Source organism: Halomonas sp. YLB-10 (assembly GCF_003856855.1).
GTDB classification, from domain to species: Bacteria; Pseudomonadota; Gammaproteobacteria; order Pseudomonadales; family Halomonadaceae; genus Halomonas; species Halomonas litopenaei.
On sequence record NZ_RRCU01000011.1, the window covers coordinates 147,844 to 162,207 of the forward strand.

The 14,364-nt window shown below is 65.1% G+C and carries 14 protein-coding genes; 4 read left to right on the forward strand and 10 right to left on the reverse strand.

Annotated elements, in window-relative coordinates; all coding sequences use genetic code 11:
• Positions 1–5: 5 nt before the first annotated feature.
• Both gluQRS and dksA read right to left on the reverse strand, forming a co-directional pair.
• Entirely contained in the window at positions 6–923 is a 918-nt protein-coding gene (gene gluQRS, locus EBB56_RS21050; RefSeq protein ID WP_124805259.1) for a tRNA glutamyl-Q(34) synthetase GluQRS, read from the reverse strand.
• 116 nt (positions 924–1,039) lie between these two features.
• Complete coding sequence (gene dksA, locus EBB56_RS21055) at positions 1,040–1,477, reverse strand: RNA polymerase-binding protein DksA (RefSeq protein ID WP_045993290.1); 438 nt, start codon at positions 1,475–1,477, stop codon at positions 1,040–1,042.
• A 283-nt stretch (positions 1,478–1,760) separates the two neighbouring features.
• On the opposite strand from dksA, the gene EBB56_RS21060 reads away from it, so the two are divergent.
• Both EBB56_RS21060 and sfsA read left to right on the forward strand, forming a co-directional pair.
• On the forward strand, positions 1,761–2,927 hold the full coding sequence (locus tag EBB56_RS21060) for an aminotransferase class I/II-fold pyridoxal phosphate-dependent enzyme (RefSeq protein WP_124805260.1): 1,167 nt from the start codon (positions 1,761–1,763) through the stop codon (positions 2,925–2,927).
• On the forward strand, positions 2,924–3,685 hold the full coding sequence (gene sfsA / locus EBB56_RS21065) for a DNA/RNA nuclease SfsA (RefSeq protein WP_124805261.1): 762 nt from the start codon (positions 2,924–2,926) through the stop codon (positions 3,683–3,685). The genes EBB56_RS21060 and sfsA overlap by 4 nt, the downstream gene beginning before the upstream one ends.
• Before the next feature lie 25 nt (positions 3,686–3,710).
• Here the strand turns inward: sfsA and EBB56_RS21070 are convergent, their stop codons facing one another.
• From EBB56_RS21070 to EBB56_RS21100, 7 genes are all read right to left on the reverse strand, one after another.
• Complete coding sequence (locus EBB56_RS21070) at positions 3,711–5,045, reverse strand: RNA polymerase sigma factor (RefSeq protein WP_185696492.1); 1,335 nt, start codon at positions 5,043–5,045, stop codon at positions 3,711–3,713.
• The gene (locus tag EBB56_RS21075; protein WP_162816430.1) at positions 5,035–5,505 is read right to left on the reverse strand and encodes a DUF4426 domain-containing protein; all 471 of its coding nucleotides are present in this window, start codon (positions 5,503–5,505) and stop codon (positions 5,035–5,037) included. Before EBB56_RS21075 ends, EBB56_RS21070 begins: the two co-directional genes overlap by 11 nt.
• A 107-nt stretch (positions 5,506–5,612) precedes the next feature.
• The gene (metW, locus tag EBB56_RS21080; RefSeq protein ID WP_045993286.1) at positions 5,613–6,209 is read right to left on the reverse strand and encodes a methionine biosynthesis protein MetW; all 597 of its coding nucleotides are present in this window, start codon (positions 6,207–6,209) and stop codon (positions 5,613–5,615) included.
• Positions 6,199–7,374, reverse strand: coding sequence for a homoserine O-acetyltransferase (locus EBB56_RS21085; protein ID WP_124805264.1), 1,176 nt, complete (start codon positions 7,372–7,374; stop codon positions 6,199–6,201). Before EBB56_RS21085 ends, metW begins: the two co-directional genes overlap by 11 nt.
• A gap of 63 nt (positions 7,375–7,437) precedes the next feature.
• Positions 7,438–8,031 (reverse strand): YggT family protein, encoded by a 594-nt coding sequence (locus tag EBB56_RS21090; RefSeq protein WP_045993284.1) that lies wholly within the window; start codon positions 8,029–8,031, stop codon positions 7,438–7,440.
• Positions 8,032–8,051: 20 nt separating this feature from the next.
• A complete protein-coding gene (gene proC, locus EBB56_RS21095) occupies positions 8,052–8,876 on the reverse strand; it encodes a pyrroline-5-carboxylate reductase (protein WP_124805265.1) in 825 nt (274 codons plus the stop codon).
• 78 nt (positions 8,877–8,954) lie between these two features.
• The gene (locus tag EBB56_RS21100; RefSeq protein ID WP_124805266.1) at positions 8,955–9,650 is read right to left on the reverse strand and encodes a YggS family pyridoxal phosphate-dependent enzyme; all 696 of its coding nucleotides are present in this window, start codon (positions 9,648–9,650) and stop codon (positions 8,955–8,957) included.
• Between the two features lie 66 nt (positions 9,651–9,716).
• On the opposite strand from EBB56_RS21100, the gene EBB56_RS21105 reads away from it, so the two are divergent.
• Positions 9,717–10,823 carry a type IV pilus twitching motility protein PilT gene (locus EBB56_RS21105; protein WP_124805267.1) on the forward strand — a complete coding sequence of 369 codons (1,107 nt, stop codon included), beginning with the start codon at positions 9,717–9,719 and terminating at the stop codon, positions 10,821–10,823.
• Between the two features lie 29 nt (positions 10,824–10,852).
• On the opposite strand, the gene EBB56_RS21110 is transcribed toward EBB56_RS21105, so the two are convergent.
• A complete protein-coding gene (locus EBB56_RS21110) occupies positions 10,853–11,986 on the reverse strand; it encodes an anhydro-N-acetylmuramic acid kinase (protein ID WP_124805268.1) in 1,134 nt (377 codons plus the stop codon).
• 178 nt (positions 11,987–12,164) lie between these two features.
• Between EBB56_RS21110 and tyrS the strand changes: the two genes are divergently transcribed.
• A complete protein-coding gene (tyrS, locus tag EBB56_RS21115) occupies positions 12,165–13,367 on the forward strand; it encodes a tyrosine--tRNA ligase (RefSeq protein ID WP_124805269.1) in 1,203 nt (400 codons plus the stop codon).
• Positions 13,368–14,364 lie beyond the last annotated feature (997 nt).

Here is a 14,364-nt window from a genome sequence, read left to right on the forward strand (position 1 = left end):
CAGGCTCACTCGTTGGTGTCAGCGTCGTCGCCGTCCACTTGCAGCCCCTGCGAGGCGATGTCTGCGCGGGGGATCTGTCGAGGACGCCAGCGGCGGCAGGCGGCCTCGAGCTGCTCGGCCACCGGCGCCTCGCTCGCCGCCGGGTCGGGGGACTGCCCCAGCAGTGCCAGGGTGGCATGCAGCAGCCGGCGTACGTCACGGGGATCTTCGGGCAGCGGTCGGGCCAGGTTCTGCTTGGACAGCTTCTGCCCATCCTGCCCTATCACCAGCGGCAGGTGAAGGTAGCGCGGCGGCTCGGCACCGAGGGCTTCGAGCAGCTGCAGCTGCCAGGGGGTGTTGTCGAGAAGATCGGCGCCGCGCACCACGTCGGTGATGTGCTGGTCGATATCATCCACCACCACCGCCAGCTGGTAGGCCCAGAGGCCGTCCTTGCGCTTGAGCACGACGTCACCCAGGGCGGCAGGGTCGAAGCGCTGCAGACCCTGCAGCCGATCGTGCCAGCTGACCGGGCGCTGCCCCAGGTCGCTGCGCAGGCGCCAGGCCTGCGGGGCCTCGGGCTGGCATACGCCGTCGCGGCACCAGCCTGGATAGATGCCGTGGTCCCGCCACTGCTTGCGCGAGCAGCTGCAGGGGTAGGCCATGCCCTGCTCGGTCAGCCGCGCAAGGGCACGTGCATAGGCGTCATGGCGATGACTCTGGTAGCGCACCTCGCCGTCCCAGGCGAGGCCAAAGGTCTCGAGCTGGCGCAGGATGGTATCGACGCTGCCAGGAGGGCAGCGGGGGGGATCGACATCCTCGATGCGCAGGCTCCAGCGGCCTTGCTGGCTACGCGCATCCAGATAGCTCGCCACCGCGGCCACCAGCGAGCCGGCGTGAAGCGGTCCTGAGGGGGTGGGGGCAAAGCGACCATGGACGTGGTGCATGGGGGCTCCAGCGCTATCGGGAACAGGCAGCCCTCGTGAACAGGCAGCCGGGGGGCAGGTGATCACGCAAACGGGCACCCTGAGGTGCCCGTTGTCGAAGGTCCGGCGAGGGGGGATCAGCCGCCGAGCTGCTTTTCCTTCAGTTCGGCCAGGGTCTTGCAGTCGACACAGAGGGTGGCGGTGGGACGCGCTTCCAGGCGACGGATGCCGATCTCCACGCCGCAGGCATCGCAGAAGCCGTAGTCGTCCTCATCGATCATCTCGAGGGTCTCGTTGATCTTCTTGAGCAGCTTGCGCTCGCGATCGCGGGTCCGCAGCTCCAGGCTGAAGCCCTCTTCCTGGGTGGCACGGTCAGCCGGGTCGGCGTAGTTGTTGGCCTCTTCCTGCAGATGGCGAACAGTACGGTCGACTTCTTCCATCAGCTCCTGCTTCCAGCCAAGCAGGATCTGGCGGAAGTGCTCGAGCTGCTTCTCGTTCATGTATTCTTCACCCGCCGCCGGCTCGTACGGGATGAACTTCTTGGGCGCTTCCGGTTTTTTCTGTGCAACTGGCATGGGATTGCCTCATTACTTTAGTGACTGCTGATCAATACCCCACGCTAGGCTAAGGTATCTCACGCCAAAGGGAAGGTTGTTTAGCGGATATTTGGCCGTAGTGCAATACTTTTGCGCGATAACTACCAGTTTTCTCCCCGAAAGTCGTAGCCCGCATCGTCCGGATCAATGATTGGCGTCCTGGACGGTGACGGACGGCGACGAGGTTCCATGTTTCAATACCTCCATTGGACCATCAAGCAGGGCTCGGGTTCGCTGCGGGCCGCGATCAAGAGAGGAAGCCATGAGCTTTAACGCCAGGGTCGAAGGGGTCGCCCCTTTCCGTGTGATGCATCTGCTGGAACTTGCTCAGCAGCGCGAGGCGGCCGGCGAGGACGTGATCCATCTGGAGGTCGGCGAGCCGGACTTCTCGACCCCACCTGCGGTGCGCGAGGCCGGCCACCGTGCCCTGGACGAGGGACGCACCCGCTATACCCCTGCCACCGGTATTCCTGCGCTTCGCGAGGCGATTGCCGGCCACTATCGTGAGCACTTCGATGCCGAGGTGGCGCCGGAGCGGATTATCGTCACCCCCGGCGCGTCCGGGGCGCTGCTGCTGGCGAGTCAATTGCTGGCGGGGCCCGGAGACGGCGTGCTGATGGCCGACCCGAACTACCCCTGCAATCGCCACTTCATGGCGCTGGCCGGCGCCCGGGTAGACGCGGTGCCGGTAGGGCTTGATAGCGGCTGGCAGCTGAACGCCGAGCTGATCGAGCGGCATTGGCGCGACGATACGCGCCTGGCGATGCTGGCCTCGCCGTCCAACCCCACCGGCCATGTGCTCGAGCGCGCGGCGCTCGGCGCGGTGGTGGACGCGGTGGCCGAGCGTGGTGGTGAACTCTTGGTGGACGAGATCTACCAGGGGCTCAACTACGGCATGGCGCCGCTGTCGGTGGCGTCACTCAGCGATCGGGCCTTTATCGTCAACAGCTTCTCGAAGTACTTCGGCATGACCGGCTGGCGCCTGGGCTGGCTGGTGGCGCCCGAGGACGCCGTGGAGCCGCTGACGCGTCTGGCTCAGAACGTCTTCCTGGCCGCCTCCACGCCGGCCCAGCACGCGGCGCTGGCCGCTTTCAGCCCGGAGTGTCAGGCGTTGTTCGAGGAGCGCCGGCGAGAGCTCCAGACACGCCGGGACGCCTTGCTGGAAGGGCTGTCGCGGCTCGGCCTGGCACCGTCGCTGCCGCCCCAGGGGGCCTTCTATCTTTGGCTCGACATCTCCGCCTACAGCAACGACAGCCAGGCGTTCTGCCTGCGCCTGCTCGAAGAGGAGAACGTGGCGATTACCCCGGGGACCGACTTTGCCCTGCAGGGCGGCGAGCTCCACGTGCGCATCGCCTTTACCACCGAAGTGCCGCGTCTGCAGGAAGCGCTGGCGCGTCTGGAACGTTTTCTGGCACGGCAGGGCTCATGAACTACCCCACCCTGGTCGGCGGCGTATTGCTGCGCCGCTACAAGCGATTTCTGGCCGATGTGCGCCTCGACGACGGGCGCGAGGTGGTCGCCCACTGCCCCAACACCGGCTCGATGCGCGCGGTCAATGTCCCCGGCGCCCGGGTCTGGCTGTCCCCCAGCGACAATCCGGCGCGCAAGCTGGCCTGGACCTGGGAATTGATCGAACTGCCGTCTGGCGACGCCCAGGCCGGTGCTGCGTCGGCGTTGGCCTCGGTGCATACCGGACGAGCCAACCGGATCGTCGAGGAGGCTTTGCGCTCGGGGACGGTGGCCGAACTCAGGGGTTATTCGGCGATCAAACGCGAGGCCAAGGTGGCCAACGCCCGGCTGGACTTTCGCCTGGATGATGACGAGCGCCCGAGCTGCTTCGTCGAGGTCAAGCAGGTCACCCTCAAGGAAAGCGATGGCCACGGTTACTTTCCCGACGCGGTCAGCGAACGTGGGCGCAAGCACCTGGAAAGCCTGGCGCAGCTGGTGGTCGAGGGGAAGCGAGCGGTGTTGCTGTTCCTGGTCGCCCACGAGGGCATCGACGATGTCGCCCCGGCGATGCACCTGGATCCGGGGTACGGCGATACCCTGAGACGGGTGATGGCCGAGGGCGTCGAGGTACTGGCCTACCGCATCCGCACCCGGCGAGACGACCAGGGCAGGCCACTGGCGCTGACCCTGGATGCATCCTTACCGGTGCGGCCGATGGCGCAGTTCGTCGAGGACTGAATCGGCGCTTCTGTGAGGGGCGGGCTCAGTCTGCTGCGGACGGGCGGCAGTCGGGCAGGGCCGCGAGGACGCGCTGCATGGCGGTGTCGCCCTTGGCTCCCTCGCTGACCTGTTCCCACCACTGACGATGGATGCCGCGGACGCGCACCTCGACCCGTGGTATGCCGATCACCTGGGCCATGGCCATGCGGTGCAGCCCCTTGTTGATCTTGACCAGCTCGCCGTGCCGATCCACCGCCGCGCCCAGACGGTCCTTGCCGAGGCCATTGTCGAAGCCGAAACAGGCCATGGCCTCCATGTACAGGAGGTAACGGCGCAGATAGGCCAGGATGCGTTCGGGACGATCCAGCACCATGCCGTCGGAGTGCGAGGCCACCGGTTTGCCTCTGGCCAGGCGTTCGGCCAGCTGGTGGTAGCTGCGGCTCTGGCTTGGGTCGCGGCGGTGTGCCCAGATGTCGGCGATGAAGTGCATGCGACGGCTCGACAGGGCGTGGGTCGTCGACAGATCCCAGTCGCCGTCCCATAACAGGCGATCGCTGATCCGGTGACGCTCGCGCCGATCCGGGAAGGAGCGTGGATAGTGGATCTGCTTGAGCAGCCGACGCGGGTCGACGCTAACGTCCAGGGCCTCGCCGTAGCGTGATTCGATGCCGCGTCGGGGCAGGCCGCGGGCCTCGAGGGGCCGGCTGCCCGGGGCCTCGGACAGCCACAGGCGCAGGGCCAGGTGCTCCAGCGGCAGTGTCAGCGAGCGATTGATCAGTCCCTTGGCCCGCTGGGCCAGTCGTGACAGGCTCATGCGCGGGCCCAGGCTGGGATCGTACAGGCTGGGGTCGGCGGGCTCACCGCCGGGCGTCAGCGGCATGTCGCGGCTGGCATCCAGCAGGCTGATGGCACAGCACAGTCGTGCCTTCAGGGCATCATCCACAGACGCCGGAGGCAACTGCTGGTACAGCGCCATCAAGGCGTCCAGCGTCGGGCGCTGGGCATCCGTCAGCGGAGGCGGCAGAACGACGCGGTCGACATCGAGCCGCCAGGGCGTGGCATCGGCCGGTGTGGCCAACGCCAGGCGCTGGCTCGCCAGACGCGAGGCGAACACCTGCATCAGCCACGCATGGGGGGACTCGGCGGCGGGGTCGAAGCGCCAGACGTTGTGCCATGCCAGCACCAGGGTATCGTGGATCACGTCCTCGACATCCCTTGGCGCGTCGAGAAAGTGGCGGGCGATGGCGGTCAGGTGAGGCACCGTCAGCCTGGCAAGGGTCTCGAGGCCGCCGGTGGCGCCCTGAGCGCACTCTTTCAGGGCGTCGCCGACCGCGGAGGTGACGGGTGGCGCCGAAGAGAAAAGGGTATCACTGGTCACGATAGAACCGTTTCAAGAAGCTGACTGCCTCGGGGGAAGCGTTGCGGTCAAGCTGCAGCGAGAGCCGAAAGCGCATCGGCGCACTGGTGTCGATGGCGAAGGTGGCGTAGCGCGAGATGCCATCGCCTTCCCGCAGGGTGCGAAAGGCCAGAGGTGTCTCGCCGGGCTTGCCCACCACCGAGACGCTGCCTTCGGTGGCGACGTTGAGGGCCTGGCCATCGGCGTCGCGAACGCTGAGGCTGACCAGGCCCTGGTGCGGGCTGCGCTGGATATCCAGACGGCGGGCCATCTCCTCGGGGAGAAAGTCGGTGGTGATGGCGCTGTAGTGCGCCTCGATATCGCCGAAGCGCTCGAACTGCTGGGCCTGGGCTGGCGCCGTCGGCAATGCCTGCAGCGCCAGCAGCACCAGCAGAGACAAGGCGAGCGCGTATCGTCGGTGGCTGGCTCGATTGACGTTCATCTCATGCTCCTTGGCAGCAGGCTTGCCTGCTGACGTCCGACCCATTGCTGCCTTGACCCTCGGCCCATCCTGTCGCGCCGAGGCCTGTGGTGGGCCCGCGGCAGGTGTCAGCCGTCGCGGCTCACGCGAAAGATCGCGATCTCGCCAAACAGGTTGGGCCACAGCCGTGACAGCCGTCTACCTTCGTGGTCCTTGATGCCCACCGCGCGGTCGACGATGGTCACCCCCTTGTCACGACACAGCGCCTCGAAGTCATTGAACGTCGACAGGTGGATGTTGGGGGTGTCGTACCAGGCGTGGGGCAGCGACTTGGACACCGGCATGTAGCCGCGTAGCCCAAGATGGACCCGGTGGCGCCAGTAGGCGAAGTTGGGGAAGGTGATGATGCATTCCCGGGCCACCCGCAGCATTTCGTCGAGCATGCGGTCGGGGCGGCGCAGCGCCTGTAACGCCTGGGTCATGATCACCAGATCGCAGGCGTCATCCTCGAAGTTGGCGAGTCCTTCGTCGAGGTTCTGCTCGATGACGCTGACGCCCTTTTCGATGCAGGCGGTGATGCCGTCAGGATCGATTTCCAGACCGTAACCGGTGACGCCCTTGTCGCGCGCCAGAGCGTGCAGCAGGGTGCCGTCACCGCAGGCCAGGTCGAGCACATGGGCGCCCTCGGGAATCCAGCCGTGAATCAGGGTGAGGTCAGAGCGCATGGTCGGCCTCCTGGCGTGACGGCAGCTTGAGGTCATCGGCGACGCGTCTCATGAAGCCGGCGAAGATCGCTTGATAGCGTGGCTCCGGCATCAGGAAGGCGTCATGGCCGTGGGGCGAGTCGATATTGGCGTAGCTGACCGACTTGCCGGCACGAATCAAGGCGTTGACCAGTTCCTTGGAGCGTGACGGCGGGAACCGCCAGTCGGTGCTGAAGCTGACCACCAGGAACGGACACTCAGCCGGGGCCAGGGCCTTGGCCAGGTCGCCCTGGTGGGACGAGGCCGGGTCGAAGTAGTCCAGCGCCTTGGTCATCAGCAGATAGGTGTTGGCGTCGAAGGAGGTGGAAAAGGCGTCGCCCTGGTAGCGCAGGTAGGACTCCACCTGGAACTCCACGTCGAAGCCGAAGTTGAGGTCTTCGCTGCGCAGATCACGGCCGAACTTCGAACCCATGGCGTCTTCGGACAGATAGGTAATGTGGCCGACCATGCGTGCCAGCTTCAGTCCGCGACGGGGCAGGGTCTCGTGATCGGCGTAGTGGCCGTCGTGGAAGTCGGTGTCCGAGCGAATGGCCTGACGCGCGACCTCGTTGAAGGCGATGTTCTGCGCCGACAGCTTGGGCGTGGCGGCGATGACCACCGCGTTGGCGATGCGTTCCGGATAGGCCAGTGACCACTGCAGCACCTGCATGCCGCCCAGGCTGCCGCCGACGACGGCGGCGAAGCGGCTGATGCCCAGCCGATCGGCCAGGCGAACCTGGCTGTCGACCCAGTCGCAGACGGTGACCATGGGGAAGTCCGGCCCCCAGCGGCGGCGGGTGTCCGGGTTGATGCTGGAAGGCCCGGTGGAGCCGTGGCAGCCGCCGAGGTTATTCAGCGAGATGACGAAGAAACGATCGGTGTCGATGGACTTGCCGGGACCGATGTGGGCGTCCCACCAGCCTGGCTTGCGATCGGCCTCGTCATGATAGCCCGCGGCGTGGTGGTGGCCGGACAGGGCATGGCAGATGAGGACCGCATTGCTGCGGTCCTGATTGAGGGTGCCGTAGGTCTCGTAGACCAGGTCGTAGGCCGGCAGCGTCTTGCCGCAGACCAGGGGCAGAGGGTCGTCGAAGTGCGCCACCTGCGGCGTCACCAGTCCGACCGAATCGCGAGTCGTCTCGGGCATCAGTCGTGTGTGTCCAGTGAAAGTTGGTGTTGTCGTGGCCGTGTACGCGAGCGTTGGTCGAGCCTAGAGCCCGACCAGCATCCCGGAGATACCGGCGGCCCGGACCAGCGAGCCCACCACGATGCCATCGATCAGGTTGATGCCGATGAACACCACGATGGGTGACAGGTCGAGCATCCCCAGCGGCGGAATCACCCGGCGTACCGGCGCCATGATCGGCTCCACCAGTTGCATCACCAGCAGCGCGCCGGGATGGCTGGCGTTGGGGGCGACCCAGCTGAGGATGATCATCACGATCAGCGCAAAGAAGTAGATCTTCAGGATCGCGCTGGCCAGGGCCGCGACGCCGGCGATGGCCAGGCCATCGAGCCTCGGCATGCCGACACCGGCCAGCTGCAGCAGGATGATGATGCTGATCACCTTGACCAGAAAGCCCGCGGCCAGGGTGGCCAGGTCAAAGCGGCCCATCACCGGGCCAAGCACGCTCTGGAAGGGACGCACCACCGGCTGGGTAATCTTGACCACCGACTGGCTCAAGGGGTTGTAGTAGTCCGCCTTCGAGGCCTGCAGCAGAAAGCGCAGCATCAGCAGGAACAAGAAGATGTTGATCAGGGTGTTGACCAGCAGCAGGCCAGCGTTTCCCAGTTGACTGCCCATGTGGGCTCCTCCGTCTTTGATTAACCCTTGCCGAGTTCGGCAGACATTTCCTGGGCACGCTTGGCACAGGCATGCATGGCGCCGTCGAGCGCCTGCCGCAGTCCTGCCTGCTCCAGATATTCGATGGCCCTCTCGGTGGTACCCCCCGGGGACATCACATTGCGTTTCAGTTCACCGGGATCACGGTCGCTCTGCATCGCCATCGAGGCGGCTCCGTAGGCGGTCTGCATCGCCAGTCGGCGAGCGCTTTCTGCGCTTAGCCCGAGTTTGACGGCGGCCTCTTCCATGGCCTCGAACATCAGGAAGAAGTAGGCCGGTGCACTGCCCGAGACGGCGGTGACCGCTTCCAGCAGGGCTTCGTCTTCGACCCATTCGATGATGCCGACGGACGTCATCAGCTCGCCGACCAGGGCGCGCTGCTCGTCGCTGACGCGCGGGTTGGCATACAGCCCGGAGGCACCGGCACCGACCAGCGACGGAGTGTTGGGCATGCAGCGGACCACCGCCAGGCCGCCACCCAGCCATTGTTCCAAGGTCTCGGCGCTGAGGCCAGCCGCCACCGACACGATCAGCGGCCGACGCTTTTGCACCGACTCCCGTAGAGTCTCGCACACCTGGCGCATGATCTGTGGCTTGACCGACAGTACGACCACGTCGGCGTGCTCGATCGCCGCCAGATTGTCGGTGGTGGTATGGATGCCCAGGCGCTCGGCGAGCGGCGCCAGGGTGGCGTCACGGGTGGCGGTGGCGGTGATGGCATCGGCAGGGTAGCCGCTGTGCACCATGCCGCCGAAGATGGCGCTGGCCATGTTGCCGGCGCCGATAAAGGTCACGTTGCTGGCCATGCGGGGCTCCTTGAAGGGTAGGGCATTGGATATTCGGACAAACAGGGTAGCGTCACCAGGCCTGTCGTGGCGACGGGCTCACTGGCGCGAGCCAAAGATCGCGGTGCCCAGGCGCACGATGGTGGCGCCCTCGGCGACGGCGGCCTCCAGGTCGGCACTCATGCCCATGGACAAGGTGTCCAGCGGTGCGTCCGGCAGCTCTCGACGCAGCGATGACAAGGCCTCGGCCAGTAGACGGAAGGGCTCGCGCTGCGCTTCTGGGTCTTCGCTGGGGGCCGGGATGGCCATCAATCCGCGCAGACGCACGCGAGGCAGCGCCGCCGCCAGGCTCGCCAGCTCAGGCAGCTCCTCCAGGCTGACGCCTGATTTGGTTGCTTCGCCGCTGACGTTGACCTGCAGACAGATATTCAGTGCGGGAAGGCCATCCGGGCGCTGATCGCTCAGGCGCTGAGCGATCTTGGCACGATCGACACCATGGACCCAGTCGAAATGGCTGGCCACGTCACGTGTCTTGTTGGATTGCAGCGGTCCGATGAAGTGCCAGTGTATGCCAGGGCAGTCGCCCAGTTGGGCCTGTTTATCCAGCGCTTCCTGTAGATAGTTCTCGCCGAAGTCGCGCTGGCCCAGGGCATAGGCATCCCGGATCATGTCGGCTGGCTTGGTCTTGCTGACCGCCAGCAGCAGGGCCGCGTCGGGCGCTCTTCCCGCCTTTGCAAGTGCCTGATTCAGGCGTGTCCGGGCTTGGGTCAAGGATTCGGCAATCGTCGTGGTCATCGGCCTGGGTCTGTCCTATCGTGGGGCTCCCTGCCCCCGAGTCGGGGGTTCAAGCCTGGTAAGCCCATGGATATTACCGAACTGCTGGCACTCTCGGCAAAGCAGGGCGCCTCGGATCTGCACCTGTCGGCGGGACTGCCACCGGTGATGCGCGTCAATGGTGAACTGGAGCGTCTGCCTGGTCCGCCGCTGGGCGACGGTCAGGTCAGATTGCTGCTCGAGTCGTTGATGGATGAGGAGCTGCGCGAGCAGTACTCGCGCACCCACGAGGCCGATTTTTCCCACCAGATCCCGGGCCTGTCGCGTTATCGCGTCAATGCTTTCGTCCAGCAGCGCGGGGCGGCGGCGGTCCTGCGTACCATCCCCGATCGTATCCCGACGCTTTCGGAGCTGGGGATGGGCGAGATCTTCGAACGTCTTGTCGCCCTGCCGCGGGGCCTGGTACTGGTGACCGGGCCCACCGGGTCCGGCAAGAGCACTACGCTTGCGGCGATGATCGACCATATCAACCGCCACCGTCGCGACCATATCCTCACCATCGAGGATCCCATCGAGTTCATCCACCACAGCCAGCAGGCGCTGGTGTCCCAGCGTGAGGTACACCGCCACACCGAGGGCTTTGCCGTCGCCCTGCGCAGCGCCCTGCGCGAGGATCCCGACGTCATTCTGGTCGGAGAGATTCGCGACCTGGAAACGGCGCGCCTGGCCATGACCGCGGCCGAGACCGGGCATCTGGTATTTGCCACCCTGCATACCGCCTCCGCGGTCAAGACCATCGATCGGATCATCGATGCCTTCCCGGGTGATGAAAAGAATGCGGTGCGGACCATGCTGTCGGAGTCGTTGCAGGCGGTCGTCTCCCAGGCGCTGCTGCCCAGCAGCCGGGGCGGGCGAGTGGCGGCACGCGAGATCCTCTTGATCAATCAGGCGATCCGTCATCTGATCCGCGAGGACAAGTTGGCCCAGATCTACTCATCGATGCAGACCGGCGGCCAGGCCGGCATGCAGACCCTGGACGCCGACCTGGCGAGACTGGTGGCCTGTGGCGAGGTGGCGCCGGAGGATGCCCGGCGCCTGACCCGTGAATCTCTGGTCGATAGCGCGCCGAGCGCCGGCTGGAGCGGCGGGCAGAACGAGGGCTGGGTGAGCCCCCAGGGCGAAGGCTGGGGGTGAGGCGGTGGTTCAGAGCCAGTCGTGACCCTTTAGCGGGCGTAGAGCCCGCCGAGCACGCGCTCTGCGCTGGCGCCGGTGACCGACGGCAGGTTGCCGGGTTGCAGATTCAGTCGGGCATGGGCCAGCCAGGCAAAGGCGGCGGCTTCCAGCCAGTCGGCCGGCCAGCCCAGGGATTCGCTGTCCAGTAGAGTGGCCTCCGGCAGCTGGCGCGCAAGGCGTGCCAGCAGGTCCAGGTTGCGTGAACCGCCGCCGCAGGGCACCAGGTCGAGGGAGGCAGGGGCGGTAAAGTGCTCCCGCGCCATCTCGATGCCCAGGGCGACGCTGGTGGCGGTCAGTTCCGCCAGGGTGGCCTGGACGTCCTGTGGTGACTCTGAACCGTTCAACTTCGCCTCTGCCCAGTGGAGAGAGAACAGCTCACGCCCGGTGCTGCGAGGCGGTGGGCGGTGAAAGTAGGGCTCTGCCAGCCAACGTTCTAGCAGTGCGGTATCCACCTGGCCGCCGGCAGCCCAATCGCCGTTGGCATCGAAGGGGGTGCCGCGATGGCGTTGGTGCCAGGCGTCGAGCAGGGCATTGGCAGGCCCGGTGTCGAAGCCCAGCGGGGCACGCGGGTCCGAGGTCGGCGGCAGCAGCGTCAGGTTGGCGATGCCGCCAAGGTTCAGCACCAGCCGCCAGCGTTCGGGGTGGCGAAATACCTGCTGGTGGAAGATCGGTGCCAGTGGTGCGGCCTGACCACCGGCGGCCAGGTCGCGGCGGCGGAAGTCGGCGACCACGGCACAGCGAGTCAGCTCGGCCAGCCGGCTGGGATTGTCCAGTTGCAATGTATAGGGGGGCGAGCCTGGCTGGTGGCCGTAGGGGGCATGCTCGATGGTCTGCCCATGGCTGCCGATGGCAGAGATGTCCTCGGGTTCAAGTCCCTGTTGCTCGAGCAATCGCTGGACTGCCTCGGCCTGGCACTGGCAGAAAGCCTCCTCGGCCCAGGCCAGGTCAGCAAAGCTGACCTGATCGGCGTGGGCCAGTTGCCACAGCCGCTCACGCAGAGCCTGCGGCATGGGAATGCCGACGCTGGCCTCCAGAGCTGCCGTGCCTGTGGCGTCAAAGCGCACCAGGGCGGCGTCGATCCCGTCCATGCTGGTGCCCGACATCAGTCCAATGAAGCGTTGCATGGGCCTTGTCATCTCAACCGGTGGAAAGGTTCATGGTAACATCCCCGCCACTGTCTATACCTGGCGCCGGCGCCGTGACGACGTGCCCCTGCTGACGGGGGCGTCGATGTCCGCGCAAGGGCCGATTGACCAAGCCAAGCCGAGCTGGAAAGCCGAATTGATAAGTGGAGTGAATACCATGAGCGATGTGGACGAGGCCCTTGCGCTGATTCAGCGCGGCACGCACGAGATTCTGCTGGAGGATGAGCTGAAGAAAAAGCTCGCTTCCGGGCGCAAGCTGAGAATCAAGGCGGGCTTCGATCCGACCGCGCCGGACCTGCACCTGGGCCACAGCGTACTGTTGACCAAGATGCGCCAGTTTCAGGCTCTCGGCCACGAGGTCATCTTTCTGATCGGCGATTTCACCGGACGCATCGGTGACCCCACCGGCAAGAACGTCACCCGCAAGCCGCTGACCGAGGCCGAGGTCAAGGCCAACGCCCAGACCTACAAGGAGCAGGTGTTCAAGATCCTCGATCCCGACAAGACCGAGGTTCGCTTCAACGCCGAGTGGTTCTCCGAAATGAGCGCCGCTGACATGATCGAACTCGCCGGTCAGACCACCGTGGCGCGGATGCTCGAGCGCGATGACTTCGAAAAGCGCTACAAGGGTGGCCAGGCCATCTCGGTACACGAGTTCCTCTACCCGCTGGTCCAGGGCTATGACTCCGTCGCCTTGAAGGCTGACATCGAGCTGGGTGGAACCGACCAGAAGTTCAACCTGCTGATGGGCCGCGAGGTGCAGAAGCACTTCGGTCTCGAGCCCCAGGTCGTCATTACCATGCCGCTGCTGGAAGGCCTCGACGGCGTGCAGAAGATGTCCAAGTCGCTGGGCAACTATGTCGGCGTCGACGAAGCGCCGGGGGCGATGTTCAACAAGCTGGTATCGATGCCCGACAGCCTGATGTGGCGCTATTTCGAACTCTTGTCGCTCAAGGACAATGCCGCCATCGAGGATCTGCGCGCGCGGATCGAGCGCGGTGACAACCCTCGTGACATCAAGATGGAGCTGGCGCGCGAGCTGATTGCCCGCTACCACGGTGATGAAGCGGCGGCGAATGCACACCGAAGCGCCGGTAACCAGTTGGCGGAAGGTGAACTGCCCGAAGACCTGCCCGAGGTCGAGGTGGTCTTTGAAGGCAGCGATCAGGCGCCGATCGCGGCAGTGCTCAATCGCTCGGGACTTGCCAACAACAGCGCCCAGGCCAAGGACATGCTGGGTAATGGACGTGTGCGCGTCGATGGCGAAGTGGTGGCCAAGGATCTGATGCTGGCGCTCGGCCAGAGCTATGTCATCCAGGCAGGCAAGAAGCGTTACGCCAGAGTGACGCTGCGCGGCTGATCCGCCGGTGTGACCATCGCTTCCGGGACGCTCGCCACTGGCGGGCGTCCTTCGTTTTGCCACCCGCCTGTCTGCGACCTGTCCACAGGCGAGTGCGAGAAGATGGCTGTGGGTAACATGAAGGCGCGAGTCGTGGGGCAGGCGAAGGCCAGGGCCAAGGCTGGCGCAGCAAGGAAAGCTGGCGCAGCAAGGAAGGTGCAGCAGGCAAGGTGCATCAAGCACGGCGCAGCAAGGAAGAGACGCAGCAAGGGTGGCTTGGCAACGACAGGTGCGGCTCCCGAGGGCGTAGCGGCAAGTGAAAGGACAGACCGGCTCGCTGCACCAATCAGCTATTGAGCAATGGTCTGGAATAGCGCAGTAGAAATAGCGCAGTAGAGACGTGAAGGATGGGGTGGGTGTTGGAGGCTTCTGACCCATGACGATGTGATGACGCTGGCGTGAAATTTTTTTACACGAAGTGCTTGCCAAGCCCGGTCCCAATCCGTAAAGTACGCATCCGCTGCCGGCGACGAGCAAACGTCACAGGCGGTAAAGGGTGGTAAAAGTGATTGTTTTGAAAAGGCTTTTTCAAGTCTTCGAAAAATTCTCCACTTGACGAGCAACGAGAAATCGGTAGAATGCTCGCCACTCGATCGGAGTCGCCAGGACGGCATCGCAGGATGCGCGTCAGGCTCGCTTCGCTTTCTCTTGGGTCTTGCAGGCATCGCTTGCACGGCGAAAAAAGAAAGCCTTGACGAAACACTTCGATTCTGTAGAATACGCCTTCCTCGCAGGGCGCTGCGCCAACAGGCGCTGCAAAGCGAGACGCTCTTCCGGCCAGGTGTCGCGAGAGCAGCTCTTTAAGCTCTCTATAGAGCCCAGAGCACGCTCTTTAACAATTTGATCAGGTAATTCATGTGGGCGCTTGCCGATGAGTCAGTGACACTGTCACTGAAATATCAAGGCAAGCGACTCGTCAAACGAGACGTTTGAACCTTGAGCCAAGTTTGGTCCGCTT

Bases quoted from the DNA above. Each gene is read 5' to 3' on its own strand.
- gluQRS (WP_124805259.1), bottom strand. From the start codon at position 923: ATGCACCACGTCCATGGTCGCTTTGCCCCCACCCCCTCAGGACCGCTT.
- dksA (WP_045993290.1), bottom strand. From the start codon at position 1,477: ATGCCAGTTGCACAGAAAAAACCGGAAGCGCCCAAGAAGTTCATCCCG.
- EBB56_RS21060 (WP_124805260.1), top strand. From the start codon at position 1,761: ATGAGCTTTAACGCCAGGGTCGAAGGGGTCGCCCCTTTCCGTGTGATG.
- sfsA (WP_124805261.1), top strand. From the start codon at position 2,924: ATGAACTACCCCACCCTGGTCGGCGGCGTATTGCTGCGCCGCTACAAG.
- EBB56_RS21075 (WP_162816430.1), bottom strand. From the start codon at position 5,505: ATGAACGTCAATCGAGCCAGCCACCGACGATACGCGCTCGCCTTGTCT.
- metW (WP_045993286.1), bottom strand. From the start codon at position 6,209: ATGCGCTCTGACCTCACCCTGATTCACGGCTGGATTCCCGAGGGCGCC.
- EBB56_RS21085 (WP_124805264.1), bottom strand. From the start codon at position 7,374: ATGCCCGAGACGACTCGCGATTCGGTCGGACTGGTGACGCCGCAGGTG.
- EBB56_RS21090 (WP_045993284.1), bottom strand. From the start codon at position 8,031: ATGGGCAGTCAACTGGGAAACGCTGGCCTGCTGCTGGTCAACACCCTG.
- proC (WP_124805265.1), bottom strand. From the start codon at position 8,876: ATGGCCAGCAACGTGACCTTTATCGGCGCCGGCAACATGGCCAGCGCC.
- EBB56_RS21100 (WP_124805266.1), bottom strand. From the start codon at position 9,650: ATGACCACGACGATTGCCGAATCCTTGACCCAAGCCCGGACACGCCTG.
- EBB56_RS21105 (WP_124805267.1), top strand. From the start codon at position 9,717: ATGGATATTACCGAACTGCTGGCACTCTCGGCAAAGCAGGGCGCCTCG.
- EBB56_RS21110 (WP_124805268.1), bottom strand. From the start codon at position 11,986: ATGCAACGCTTCATTGGACTGATGTCGGGCACCAGCATGGACGGGATC.
- tyrS (WP_124805269.1), top strand. From the start codon at position 12,165: ATGAGCGATGTGGACGAGGCCCTTGCGCTGATTCAGCGCGGCACGCAC.